This window comes from Thermomonas sp. XSG (assembly GCF_014678725.1).
Classification (GTDB): Bacteria; Pseudomonadota; Gammaproteobacteria; order Xanthomonadales; family Xanthomonadaceae; genus Thermomonas.
Genome location: NZ_CP061497.1, coordinates 422,516 through 435,249, shown reverse-complemented (window position 1 = coordinate 435,249; position 12,734 = coordinate 422,516). Strand labels below are relative to the sequence as shown.

At 68.5% G+C, this 12,734-nt stretch carries 10 protein-coding genes and 1 tRNA gene; all 11 read left to right on the top strand.

What is annotated here, in order from left to right:
• The first annotated feature begins 81 nt into the window (after positions 1-81).
• The 11 genes from ald (at position 82) to truB (ending at position 12,682) form a co-directional block, all read left to right on the top strand.
• Positions 82-1,152 (top strand): alanine dehydrogenase, encoded by a 1,071-nt coding sequence (ald, locus tag ICG51_RS01990; RefSeq protein WP_190281356.1) that lies wholly within the window; start codon positions 82-84, stop codon positions 1,150-1,152.
• Positions 1,153-1,197: 45 nt separating this feature from the next.
• Positions 1,198-3,567, top strand: a complete 2,370-nt coding sequence (locus ICG51_RS01985) for a DNA translocase FtsK (protein ID WP_190281354.1) — start codon at positions 1,198-1,200, stop codon at positions 3,565-3,567.
• 109 nt (positions 3,568-3,676) lie between these two features.
• Positions 3,677-4,294: an outer membrane lipoprotein chaperone LolA gene (lolA, locus tag ICG51_RS01980; RefSeq protein ID WP_190281352.1), complete on the top strand. Its 618-nt coding sequence runs from the start codon at positions 3,677-3,679 to the stop codon at positions 4,292-4,294.
• 29 nt (positions 4,295-4,323) lie between these two features.
• Positions 4,324-5,682, top strand: coding sequence for a replication-associated recombination protein A (locus tag ICG51_RS01975; protein WP_190281350.1), 1,359 nt, complete (start codon positions 4,324-4,326; stop codon positions 5,680-5,682).
• A gap of 9 nt (positions 5,683-5,691) precedes the next feature.
• Complete coding sequence (crcB, locus tag ICG51_RS01970) at positions 5,692-6,102, top strand: fluoride efflux transporter CrcB (protein WP_190281348.1); 411 nt, start codon at positions 5,692-5,694, stop codon at positions 6,100-6,102.
• 113 nt (positions 6,103-6,215) lie between these two features.
• Positions 6,216-6,292, top strand: a tRNA-Met gene (locus ICG51_RS01965).
• A gap of 147 nt (positions 6,293-6,439) precedes the next feature.
• Positions 6,440-7,072 (top strand): ribosome maturation factor RimP, encoded by a 633-nt coding sequence (gene rimP / locus ICG51_RS01960; protein WP_190281347.1) that lies wholly within the window; start codon positions 6,440-6,442, stop codon positions 7,070-7,072.
• A gap of 6 nt (positions 7,073-7,078) precedes the next feature.
• Positions 7,079-8,566 carry a transcription termination factor NusA gene (gene nusA, locus ICG51_RS01955; RefSeq protein ID WP_190281345.1) on the top strand — a complete coding sequence of 496 codons (1,488 nt, stop codon included), beginning with the start codon at positions 7,079-7,081 and terminating at the stop codon, positions 8,564-8,566.
• A 116-nt stretch (positions 8,567-8,682) separates the two neighbouring features.
• Positions 8,683-11,295 carry a translation initiation factor IF-2 gene (infB, locus tag ICG51_RS01950; RefSeq protein ID WP_190281343.1) on the top strand — a complete coding sequence of 871 codons (2,613 nt, stop codon included), beginning with the start codon at positions 8,683-8,685 and terminating at the stop codon, positions 11,293-11,295.
• A gap of 15 nt (positions 11,296-11,310) precedes the next feature.
• On the top strand, positions 11,311-11,682 hold the full coding sequence (gene rbfA, locus ICG51_RS01945; protein ID WP_190281342.1) for a 30S ribosome-binding factor RbfA: 372 nt from the start codon (positions 11,311-11,313) through the stop codon (positions 11,680-11,682).
• Positions 11,666-12,682, top strand: coding sequence for a tRNA pseudouridine(55) synthase TruB (truB, locus tag ICG51_RS01940; RefSeq protein ID WP_190281340.1), 1,017 nt, complete (start codon positions 11,666-11,668; stop codon positions 12,680-12,682). Before rbfA ends, truB begins: the two co-directional genes overlap by 17 nt.
• Positions 12,683-12,734: the final 52 nt, after the last annotated feature.

Here is a 12,734-nt window from a genome sequence, read left to right as displayed (position 1 = left end):
GGCGGCGGTAGCGCCGGTACACAAGCCGCGAACGCCGCAACGCTGTCGTCCATCCACGACCATTCCGCCCAGGAGCGAAGCATGCGCATCGGTGTGCCCACGGAAACCAAGACCCTCGAAGGGCGCGTCGCGCTCGTGCCCGCCGCCGGCGGCGACCTGGTCAAGCGCGGCCACGAGGTCTGGCTGGAGGCCGGTGCCGGCATCAGCAGCGGCTTTGCCGACGCGCAGTACGCCCGCCTGGGGGTGAAGATCGCCCCGGACGCCGCAGCGCTCTATGAGAGGGGCGAGCTGATCGTGAAGGTCAAGGAGCCGATCGCCGGCGATCTCGCCCATCTGCGCCGCGACCACCTGCTGTTCTGCTATCTGCATCTGGCCGCCGAGCCCGCCCTGACGGGCAGGCTGCTGGAAATCGGCCTGACCGGCGTCGCCTTCGAAACCGTGGAATTGCCCAACGGCGACCTGCCGCTGCTGGCGCCGATGTCGGTGATCGCCGGCAAGCTGGCGGTGCAGGTGGGCACCCACCTGCTGCACCAGCCGCTGGGCGGCAAGGGCAAGTTGCTGGGCGGACTGCCGGCCACCGAGCGCGGCCGGGTGGTGGTGTTCGGCGCCGGCAAGGCGGGAGGCGCGGCGGCGGCGCTGGCCGCAGCGGAGGGCGCCAACGTCACCGTGTTCGAAATGCGCCCCGACCGCATGGACGAGATGATGCGGCTGGGGCATAACGTCACCGCGCTGTATCCCTACCATGACGTGGTGGCGCGGGAAGTTGCCGCCGCCGACCTGGTGATTGGCGCTGTGCTGGTCACCGGCGCCCGCGCGCCGCACGTGATGACCCGGGAGATGCTGGCCGGCATGGAGGCGGGCAGCGTGGTGGTGGACATCGCCATCGACCAAGGCGGCTGCTTCGAAACCTCGCGTCCGACCACCTGGAAGGACCCCACCTATGTGGAGGACGGGGTGACCCACTTCTGCGTGACCAACATGCCGGGGGCGGTACCGCAGACTTCCTCGCAGGCGATCTGCGCAGCGATCCTGCCGTGGGTCAACCGCCTCGCCAGCGATGCCGAATGGCGCAGTGATCCGGCGCTGGCCAAGGGCATCAACGTGGAGGCCGGAAAGATCGTGCACCCGGCGCTGCGTGGCATGGACCTTTGACGTATTATCAAAGGCCTATGGGAATTTCCTGAGGTCTGATCGCAGGTGGCGAAAGCGGTATCCGAGGTCGGTGGCAGCCGAAAGGCGGCGAAGACGGGCGGCGCGCGCGCGGCGGAAAGCCCGCGCCGGCAGCGCCTGTGGCGCGACCTCGCCCTGATCGTCATAGCGCCGCTGCTGCTGTATCTGCTGGCCTGCCTGTTCACTTTCTCGCCGGCGGATCCCGGCTGGGACCGGGGCTCCAGCCTGCTCGCGCCCATCCACAACGTTGGCGGTGTGGCGGGCGCATGGGTCGCCAGCTTTCTGCTGTTCCTGTGTGGCTACGTTGCCTTCCTGCTGCCATTGGTGCTGGGTGCGATCGCCTGGATCGCGCTGTTCGGCATGGACACGGACGGCGATGGCGAAGCCGACTTGGGGCCGGCGCTGCGGCTGGTCGGCATCGTCGGTTTCCTGGTCGCGGTCTGCGGGCTGCTGTACCTGCGCGTGGGCGGTGGCAATGATTTCTCCGCCGGCAGTGGCGGCGTGCTTGGCGAGCTGACCGGGAAGTCGCTTCAGCGCGGTTTCGGCCCGCTGGGCTCCAACCTGTTCCTGATCAGCCTGTTGCTGATTTCGGTGACTCTGGCCACCGGACTGTCGTGGCTGGCGGTGATGGACCGCATCGGCGCATGGGTTCTGGCTTTGCCGGGACTGCTGGACCGCGGCGCACGGCAGGGCGTGAAGCAGGCCAGCGAATGGAACGAGGCGCGGGCGCTGCGCGAGGAGCGCGAAACGGCGCGCAAGGCCGACAGCGAGATCCGCCTGCGCCGCGAAAAGGTGAAGATCGAGCCGCCGGCCGCGCCCGCGGTGGAGAAGAGCGAGCGCGCCAAGCGCGAGCAGCAGATCCCGCTGTTCCATGCCGATGATGGCACCGGCATCCCGCCGCTGGCGCTGCTGGACGACCCCAAGCCGCAGCCCAAGGGCTACGACGCGCAGACGCTGGAAACGCTGTCGCGGCAGATCGAGTTCAAGCTCAAGGACTTCCGCATCGACGCCGAAGTCGTCGGCGCCTATCCGGGTCCCGTCATCACCCGTTTCGAGGTGCAGCCGGCGCCGGGGGTGAAGGTCAGCCAGATTTCCTCGCTGGACAAGGACATCGCCCGCGGCCTGTCGGTGAAGTCGGTGCGCGTGGTGGACGTGATCCCGGGCAAGTCGGTGATCGGCCTGGAAACGCCGAACACCCACCGCGAGATGATCTACCTCAGCGAGCTGCTGCGGTCGAAGGAATACGACAAGGCCGGCAGCCCGCTGACGCTGGCGCTGGGCAAGGACATCGCCGGCAAGCCCATCGTGGCCGACCTGGCACGCATGCCGCACCTGCTGGTGGCCGGCACCACGGGCTCCGGCAAGTCGGTGGCGGTCAACGCCATGGTGCTGTCGCTGCTCTACAAGGCCTCCGCCAAGGACGTGCGGATGCTGATGATCGACCCGAAGATGCTGGAGCTGTCGGTCTACCAGGGCATCCCGCACCTGCTGGCGCCGGTGGTCACGGACATGAAGGAGGCCGCCAATGGCCTGCGCTGGTGCGTGGCGGAGATGGAGCGCCGCTACAAGCTGATGAGCGCGGTAGGCGTGCGCAACCTAGCCGGCTTCAACAAGAAGGTGAAGGACGCCGCCGACGCCGGCCAGCCGCTGCTGGACCCGCTGTTCAAGCCCACCCCGGGCATGGACGAGGCCCCGCCGACGCTGGAGCCGCTGCCCTTCATCGTCGTCTTCATCGACGAATTCGCCGACATGATGATGATCGTCGGCAAGAAGGTCGAGGAACTCATCGCGCGACTGGCGCAGAAGGCGCGCGCCGCCGGCGTGCACCTGATCCTCGCCACCCAGCGCCCGTCGGTGGACGTGATCACCGGCCTGATCAAGGCCAACATCCCGACCCGCATCGCGTTCCAGGTCAGTTCCAAGATCGACTCCCGTACCATCCTCGACCAGAGCGGCGCGGAAACCCTGCTGGGCCACGGCGACATGCTCTACCTGCCGCCGGGCACCGCGATGCCGGAGCGCGTGCACGGCGCGTTCGTGTCCGACGAGGAAGTGCACCGGGTGGTCGAACACCTGAAGCAGGTCGGCGGTCCGGACTACATCGAAGGCGTGCTGGAAGAAGCGCAGACCCTGTACGACGGCAGCAGCGTTGGCGCGAACGGCCTGCCCGAAGCGGCCGGCAGCGACGACCCCGAGGCCGATCCGCTGTACGACCAGGCGGTGCAGATCGTCACCGAAACCCGCCGTGCGTCGATCTCCGGCGTGCAGCGCCGGCTGAAGATCGGCTACAACCGCGCCGCGCGCCTGATCGAGGCGATGGAGGCGGCAGGCATCGTGAGCACGCCGGAGCACAACGGCGATCGCACCGTGCTGGCGCCGCCGCCGCCGCGGCCCTGAACCCGCGGCAACCCCGAACTGCACGGGAGGCCAATGGGGCGCCGGTCATCGCGGCGCATTCAGCTTCCCTGCGGGACACTGCACCGCATCCACGTCAGAGGACTTTCCGATGCGCATCGCCCCCACCGTGCTGTCCGCCGCGCTGCTGCTGGCCAGCAATCTCGCCGTCGCTGGCGCGCGCGACGACCTGAACGCTTTCACCAAGGGCCTGAAGGGTCTGGATGGGCAGTTCAGCCAGCAGGTGTTCGACGTGCGCGGCAAGCAGAAGGAAGCGTCGAGTGGTCGTGTCGCAGTGTCCGCGCCGCGCCTGTTCCGCTGGGAATACACCAAGCCCTATGCCCAGCTGGTCGTGGCCGACGGCAAGACCGTCTGGGTGGTCGATCCCGACCTGAACCAGGCCACCCGTCGCCCGCAGGGCCCGGAGGAAGCCAACAGTCCGCTGGCGATCCTGCTGGAGCCGGCGCGCCTGGAGCGCGATTTCGCGGTCAAGGACGGCGGCAACCGCAATGGTGTCGCGTGGCTGGAAGTGGCGCCGCGCGCGGCCGACGCCGGCTTCAAGACCGCCCGCTTGGGTTTTGCCGGCGGCCAGCTGTCTCGGCTGGAGTACGTGGATGCGCTGGGCCAGCGCACCGTCATCGCGTTTTCCGGCTGGAAGCGCAATCCCTCCTTCGCCAAGGGCACTTTCGCCTATGCCCCGGGCAAGGGTGTGGATGTGATCGGCAATTGAGCCTGCGGCGGCGCGGGTAGAATCCGGGGATGTCGCGCCCGCGCTCCCCCGATCCCGCCCCCGACCTGCTGGCAGCCCAGAACGAGGCGCTGCGTCCGCTCGCCGAGCGCATGCGCCCGCGCACGCTGGACGAGATGGTCGGCCAGCAGCGCCTGCTGGCGCCCGGTTCAGCGCTGCGACGCGCCATCCAGGCCGGGCGCCTGCATTCGATGATCCTGTGGGGGCCGCCGGGCTGCGGCAAGACCACGCTTGCGCTGCTGCTGGCGCAGCATGCCGACGCCGAGTTCGTGGCCATCTCGGCGGTGCTGTCGGGCCTGCCGCAGGTACGCGAGGTGCTGGCGCAGGCACAGGCGCGCTTCGACGCCGGCCGCCGCACCCTGCTGTTCGTGGACGAGGTGCATCGTTTCAATAAGGTGCAGCAGGACGCGTTCCTGCCGCATATCGAGCGCGGCACTATCCTGTTCGTCGGCGCCACCACCGAGAATCCCTCGTTTGAACTGAACTCCGCGCTGTTGTCGCGCTGCCGCGTGCACGTACTGGAAGCGGTGTCGGCGCCGGACATCGCGCGTGCGCTGCGGCAGTCGCTGGATGAGGAAGAGCGCGGTTTGGGCGGGCGAGGCCTGTGCATCGACGATGTGGCGCTGGGTGAAATCGCCGCGGCTGCCGACGGTGACGTGCGACGGGCGCTGACCCTGCTGGAAATTGCAGCGGATATCGCGGAAGGCGAGGGCGGCACCATCACGGAAGCGACCCTGCACCAGGTGCTGGCTGACCGTACCCGCCGCTTCGACAAGGGTGGCGACCAGTTCTACGACCAGATCTCCGCGCTGCACAAGTCGGTACGCAGTTCCAACCCGGACGGCGCGATCTACTGGCTGGCGCGCATGCTGGATGGCGGCTGCGATCCGTCCTACCTGCTGCGCCGGATGACCATCATGGCGGTGGAGGACATCGGCCTGGCCGATCCGCGCGCGCTGGAGATGGCGCTCAACGTCTGGAATGCCTACGACCGCATCGGCCCGCCCGAGGGCGACATCGCGCTGTCCAACCTCGCCATCTACCTGGCCAGCACCGCCAAGTCCAATGCCAGCTACATGGCGCTGAAGGGTGCGCGTGCGGATATCGCGGCGCTCGGCACCCAGCCGGTGCCGATGCACCTGCGCAATGCCCCGACCCGGCTGATGAAGTCGCTCGGCCACGGGACGGGCTACCAGTACGACCACGATGTCGAAGGCGGTATCGCCCTCGACCAGACCGCCTTCCCGGACGCCATGGGCGAGCGTGTCTATTACCAGCCGGTGTCGCGCGGCCTGGAAATCAGGCTCAAGGAGAAGCTCGACGCCTTGCGCGAAGCGCGCGCTCGCGCTCGCGACGGGCGCGACCGCTAGACTGGATCAATGGCGACGATCTGGTGGCAGCAGCTGGTCCTGGTGATGTGCGGTGGCGCGCTGGGCTCAGCCGCGCGGTTCTGGCTCGGCGGTGCGCTGCTGCGACGGCTGGGCGAAGGCATCCCGTGGGGTACGTTGGCGGCGAACCTGGTCGGTTCGTTCGCGATTGGGTTCCTGGCAGTCTGGCTGGAAGGGCGCGGTCCGCAGGCACTTTACTGGCGCGCCTTCCTCATCGTCGGCCTGCTCGGCGGCCTGACCACCTATTCCTCGCTGATGCTGGAATGCCTGCTGCTGGCGCGCGCACCGCGTGCAGGGGTGGCCCTTGCCTACCTTGGCACGACGCTGGTGGCCGGGCTGCTGCTGGTCTGGTTGGGTACGCGGCTCGCGTCCACGATCCGGCCGCCGTTTCCGCTGGCCTGACCGCGCAGCCCGCCCTCGGCCTGCCTTTGGGCCAATGTGAACGGTTGCAGGCAAACACTTTGATGAAAGTGCTTGCACGGACGCGATGGCTTCCCTACAATGCGCGACTCTGCTGCGGGGTGGAGCAGTCTGGCAGCTCGTCGGGCTCATAACCCGAAGGTCGCAGGTTCAAATCCTGCCCCCGCTACCAAGTTTCAGTGTTGCGTTTCGACACTAGGCTCGGGCCGCGAAAGTCTCTCCAAGCTTTCGCAATCCAGCGTCATCGGAAAAGGGCCCAGAGGGCCCTTTTTTCGTTTCCGGGTTTTGGTTCCGCATTTCAGGTTTCCGGCAGGAAGACGTGACAGACAAGGCCGACGACATCGCCGCGTTGCTTTCGCCCACCGTCGCATCGATGGGGCTGGAGCTGCTTGGCATCGAATACCTGCCCGCGCCGGGCGGCGCCACTGTGCGCCTGTACATCGACGTGCCGCAGGCGGACGCCGAGGCACGCAGCGTCGGCATCGAGGAATGCGAGGCGGTCAGCCGCGAGGTGTCCGCGCAGCTCGACGTCGAGGACCCGATCAGCGGCAACTACACCCTCGAGGTGTCGTCGCCGGGGATCGACCGGCCGCTGTTCGGCGCGGGGCAGTTCGCCCGCTTCGTCGGCGAGAGCGCCAAGGTCACCCTGAAGCTGCCGCAGGACGGCCGCCGCCGGCTGCAGGGCGCGATCCTGCGCGTGGACGGCGATACCGTTGTGTTCGACGTGGACGGCGCGGAATTCGCGGTGGCCGCGGCCAACATCGACAAGGCGCGGCTGGTCCCCGACTGGGCCGCGCTGGGCCTGGCGCCGGCGCTGGACAAGTCCGGGCGCGACATGCGGCCGGGCAAGCAGAAGCAGCCGGGCAAGAAACAAGGCGCGGCGGGCAAGCCCGCGGCGAAGAAGAATCCAACCAACAAGCCGGCGGCCAGCGGGTCGCCCGATGCGGAGTAAGCGGGCATGAGCAAGGAACTGTTGCTGGTCGTCGATGCGGTCGCGGCTGAGAAGGGCGTGCCGGAATCGGTGATCCTCGAGGCCATCGAAGCCGCGCTGGCCTCGGCCGCGAAGAAGCGCTACGTCGAGCAGGACGTGCTGGTGCGCGTGCAGATCGATCCCAAGGACGGCAGCTACGAGACGTTCCGCCGCTGGGAAGTGGTGGCCGACGACGTGGTGATGGAATCCCCGGACCGCCAGGTGCGCCTGATGGACGCGCTGGACGAGAGCGACGAAGTCGAAGTCGGCGACTACATCGAGGAGCAGATCGAGAACCCGGAATTCGGCCGCATCGCCGCGCAGGCCGCCAAGCAGGTGATCGTGCAGCGCGTGCGCGAGGCCGAGCGCCAGCAGGTAGTCGATGCGTGGAAGGACCGCGTGGGCGAGCTGGTCACCGGCGTGGTCAAGCGCGTCGAGCGCGGCAACGTCTATGTCGACCTGGGCGGCAACGCCGAGGCGATCATCTCCAAGGACAAGGGCATCCCGCGCGACGTGCTGCGCACCGGCGACCGCGTGCGCGGTTACCTGTTCGACGTGCGCAGCGAGCCGCGCGGCCCGCAGCTGTTCATCAGCCGCGCTGCGCCCGAATTCATGATCGAGCTGTTCAAGCTCGAGGTGCCGGAAGTCGGCCAGGGCCTGGTCTCGATCATGGGCTGCGCCCGCGATCCGGGTGATCGCGCCAAGATCGCCGTGCTCGCGCACGACAATCGCACCGATCCGATCGGCGCCTGCATCGGCATGCGCGGTTCGCGCGTGCAGGCGGTGACCAACGAGCTCAACGGCGAGCGCGTGGACATCATCCTGTGGAGCGACAACCCCGCCCAGTTCGTCATCAACGCGATGGCGCCGGCCGAGGTGCAGTCGATCATCGTCGACGAGGACAAGCACTCGATGGACCTTGCGGTCGCCGAGGAAAACCTCGCGAAAGCAATTGGCCGCGGTGGCCAGAACGTGCGCCTGGCCAGCCGCCTGACCGGCTGGCAGCTCAACGTGATGACCGCCGACCAGGTGCAGGCCAAGTCCGAGGCCGAGCAGGCGGCCGCCCGCCAGCTGTTCATGGACAAGCTGGAAGTGGACGAGGAGATCGCCGGCATCCTGGTCAGCGAGGGCTTCAGCACCGTCGAGGAAGTCGCCTACGTGCCGATGGCCGAACTGCTGGCCGTCGAGGGCTTCGACGAGGACATCGTCGAGGAACTGCGTTCGCGCGCCCGCGACGCCCTGCTCAACGAGGCGCTGGCCGCCGAGGAGAGCCTGGAAGAGCACCAGCCTGCCGAGGACCTGCTTTCGCTCGAGGGAATGGACGAAACCACCGCCTACGCGCTGGCCGAGCGCGGCGTGCGCACCCGCGAGGACCTGGCCGAGGCGGCTACCGACGAGATCGCCGACATCGAAGGCATGGGCGAGGAGCGCGCCGCGGTGCTGATCATGGAAGCGCGCAAGCACTGGTTCGAATGATGCCTGGCACAGCGCTGGCCCCGGCCCGCGCTGCCTGATTGGCCGGTGGGCCCGGGCCCGCCCTACAATCCACAGATTCGGTCGCCCGCGTGGCGGCCAAAGACACCGGAAACCGAATGTCGCAGCAAACCACCATCCGCAAGCTGGCCGAACTGGTGAACACGCCGGTCGATAAACTGCTGGAACAGCTGGCCGAGGCCGGCATGAAGTTCAGTGGTCCCGACCAGGTCATCACCAGCGCCGAGAAACTCAAGCTGCACGGCTTCCTGCGCCGCGCGCACGGCAAGGCTGACAAGCCGGCCGAGGAAGTCATCGCGCCGGGCAAGATCACCCTGAGCCGCAGCCGCAAGCAGGAGATCACCGTGGGCGGCGGCGGCAAGGCCGGCCGCAGTGCCAGCACCGTCGAGGTGGTGACCCGCAAGAAGATCACCCTGAAGCCGGGCGAAGGCCGGCCGCTGAGCGCGAACGAAAAGCTGGACGCCGAGCGCGCCGACGCGATGCGCAAGCTGGAGGAATCCCGCGCGCGCAACCTGGCTGAGCAGCAGGCGCTGGCCGAAAAGGACCGCCAGCGGGCCGAGGAGCTGGCGGAGATCCGCCGCCGCGAGCAGGAGGCGGCCGAACGCGCCGCCGCTGAAGCCACCGCCGCGGCGGAAGTCGCGCTGGAAGAAACCGGCAAGGCCAAGGGACATGGCCACGGCCACGGCCATGCACCCAAGCCCGCCGCGCCGGTGCGCGAAGCGGACAAGGCCGCCGCCCATGTCAAGGGCAAGCCCGTGCATCGTGGCTCGCATGTCATGCAGACCGGCGTCGAGGACGACGACAGCACCGCGCGGTTCGCCGGCCAGCTGCACCTGTCCCCGTCCGATCGCGCGCGCCGCAGCAATGCGCCGCGTGGCCGCGGCAAGCCGGCCAAGCGCTCGCTGGACCAGTCGCGCACGGGTACCGGCTTCAACAAGCCGACCGCGCCGGTGGTGCGCGAAATCGCCATCGGCGACGCGATCACCGTCGGCGATCTCGCCCAGAAGCTGGCCCTGAAGGGCGGCGAGGTGGTGAAGACGCTGTTCAAGATGGGCGTGATGGCCACCATCACCCAGACCATCGACCACGACACCGCGGTGCTGGTCACCGAGGAACTCGGCCACAAGGCCGTGCATGCCGACGCAGGCGACGCCGAGTCCGAGCTGCTGGCGCACGCGGAGGAAGTGCAGGGCGACAAGGCCCCGCGTCCGCCGGTGGTCACCATCATGGGCCACGTCGACCACGGCAAGACCTCGCTGCTGGACTACATCCGCCGCACCAAGGTCGCCACCGGCGAGGCTGGCGGCATCACCCAGCACATCGGCGCCTACCACGTGACCACGCCGAAGGGCGTGATCAGCTTCCTCGATACCCCCGGCCATGCGGCGTTCACCCACATGCGGCAGCGCGGCGCCAGGCTGACCGACATCGTGATCCTGGTGGTCGCGGCGGACGACGGCGTGATGCCGCAGACCATCGAGGCGATCCAGCATGCGAAGGCGGCGAAGGTGCCGCTGATCGTCGCCATCAACAAGATCGACAAGTCCGACGCCGATCCGTCGCGGGTCAAGAACGACCTGCTGGCGCACGATGTGGTGGCCGAGGACTTTGGCGGCGACGTGCAGATGGTGGAGCTCTCGGCCAAGACCGGCCTGGGCGTGGACGACCTGCTCGATGCGATCAGCCTGCAGGCCGAAGTGCTCGACCTGCAGGCGGTGCCGGAAGGCCGCGCCACCGGCGTGGTCATCGAATCCGCGCTGGACAAGGGCCGTGGTCCGGTCGCCACGGTGCTGGTGCAGCAGGGCCAGCTGGCCAAGGGCGATTACCTCGTCTGCGGCATCCAGTACGGCCGCGTGCGCGCGCTGTTCGACGAGACCGGCAGTCAGGTGCCCAGCGCCGGTCCGTCGATCCCGGTGCAGATCCTCGGCCTGTCCGGCGTGCCGGAGGCGGGCGATGATTTCGTGGTCGTCGCCGACGAGCGCCTCGCCAAGGACGTGGCGCAGCAGCGCGACACCAAGCGTCGCGAGATGCGGCTGGTGGCTTCCGCGGGCAACCGCATGGAAGACATCATGGCCCAGATGGGCGAGGGTGCGGCGCAGCTGTCCCTCAATCTGGTGGTCAAGGCCGACGTGCATGGCACCATGCAGGCCCTGCGCGAGGCCCTGACCGCCCTGTCCAACGAGCAGATCCGGATCAACGTGATCGGCTCCGGCGTCGGCGGCATCACCGAGTCCGACGCCCAGCTGGCGATGACCTCGAAGGCCACCGTGATCGGCTTCAACGTGCGCGCCGATGCGTCCGCACGCAAGGTCATCGAAGGCAATGGTGTCGACCTGCGCTACTTCTCGATCATCTACGACGTCATCGATCAGGTGAAGCAGATCGCTTCCGGCGTGCTGGGCAAGGAGATCCGCGAGGAGATCATCGGCATCGCCGAGGTCCGCGACGTGTTCCGCAGCTCCAAGTTCGGCGCGGTCGCCGGCTGCATGGTGGTTGAGGGCGTGGTCAAGAAGTCCAAGCCGATCCGCGTGCTGCGCGACAGCGTGGTGGTGTTCGAGGGCGAGCTGGAATCGCTGCGCCGCTTCAAGGAGAACGTGGACGAAGTCCGCGTCAACACCGAGTGTGGCATCGGCGTGAAGGCGTACAACGACGTCAAGCCGGGCGACCAGATCGAATGCTTCGAGCGCATCGAGGTGCAGCGCACGCTGTAAGGCGTGTCTTCCCCCATGGCGCAGAAATCCTTCCATCGCACCGACCGTGTCTCAGCCCAGCTCCGTCGTGAGCTGGGCACGCTGGTGCACGCCGCCGTGCGCGAGCACGGTCTGGCCTCGTCCAGCGTGTCCGACGTCGAAGTGACGCGCGACATGGCGCACGCCAAGGTGTTCGTAACGGTGCTGCAGGCTGACCGGGCGGCGGCGACGGTCAAGGCGCTGAAGGCGCTGGCCCCGGAGATCCGCTACCAGCTGGCGCGTGCGGTGAAGATGCGGCACGTGCCGGAGCTGCATTTCCACTACGACGAATCGGTGGATCGCGGCGAACGCATCGACAACCTGCTGCGCGACCTGCCCGATCTGCACGGCAGTGGCGACGCCGAATAACCCGCGCGAGCGCCGTCCGCGCACCGTGTTCCGCCGCCTGGACGGCATCCTGCTGCTGGACAAGCCGCAGGGCCTGTCGTCCAACCAGGCCCTGCAGCGCGTGCGCCACCTGTTCCGCGCCGAGAAGGGCGGCCACACCGGCAGCCTGGACCCGCTGGCCACAGGGCTGTTACCGGTCTGCTTCGGCGAGGCGACGAAGATCGCGGGCGGATTGCTGGGTGCGCGCAAGGCGTACGAAACCATTGCCCGGCTGGGCGTGGTCACCGATACCGACGATGCCGATGGCCAGGTGCTGCGCGAGCGCCCGGTGCCGCCGCTCACCATCGACGCCATCGACGCGGCGCTGCGGACCTTCACCGGGCGCATCCAGCAGCGGCCGCCGATCTATTCGGCGCTCAAGCGCGGCGGCGAGCCGCTCTACGCCAAGGCCAGACGCGGCGAGGTGATCGAGGTGGAGCCGCGCGAGGTCGACGTCCACGCCTTTGACCTGCTCAATGCCGCCGATCTGCTGGATGGCCAGCTGGAGAATGGCGCCTCGCCCAACCTGCGGCTGCATGTGGAATGCGGTTCCGGCACCTATGTGCGCAGCCTGGTGCGCGACCTCGGCGAACTGCTGGGCTGCGGTGCCCACGTGGCGCAGCTGCGCCGGCTGTGGGTGGATCCGTTCCGCGAGCCGCGGATGTGGACGCTGGCGGCACTGGAGGAACTGCGCGAGCAGGCCGGGGAGCGCCTGCTCGATGCATGCCTGCTGCCGGTCGAGGCCGGCATGGCTTCGTGGCCGGAAGTGCGGGTCAACGCGGCACAGGCGCAGCGGCTGGGCCGCGGGCAGGGCCTGCGCGGCCCGTATCCGCCGCGCGGCCGGCAGGTGGCAATCCTGGACGAGCAGGGGCGAGGGCTGGGCCTTGGCGACGTCGACGCCGAGGGCGGGCTCCACCCGGCCCGGCTGTTCCGCTGGGCCGCCGAGGCCGCAGGGCAGGTCGACGCGCCGCATTGCCCGTGACTGCCCGCGCGGGCTATACTTCCGCTGCTCATCCGGGCAAATCTCCTTTCCA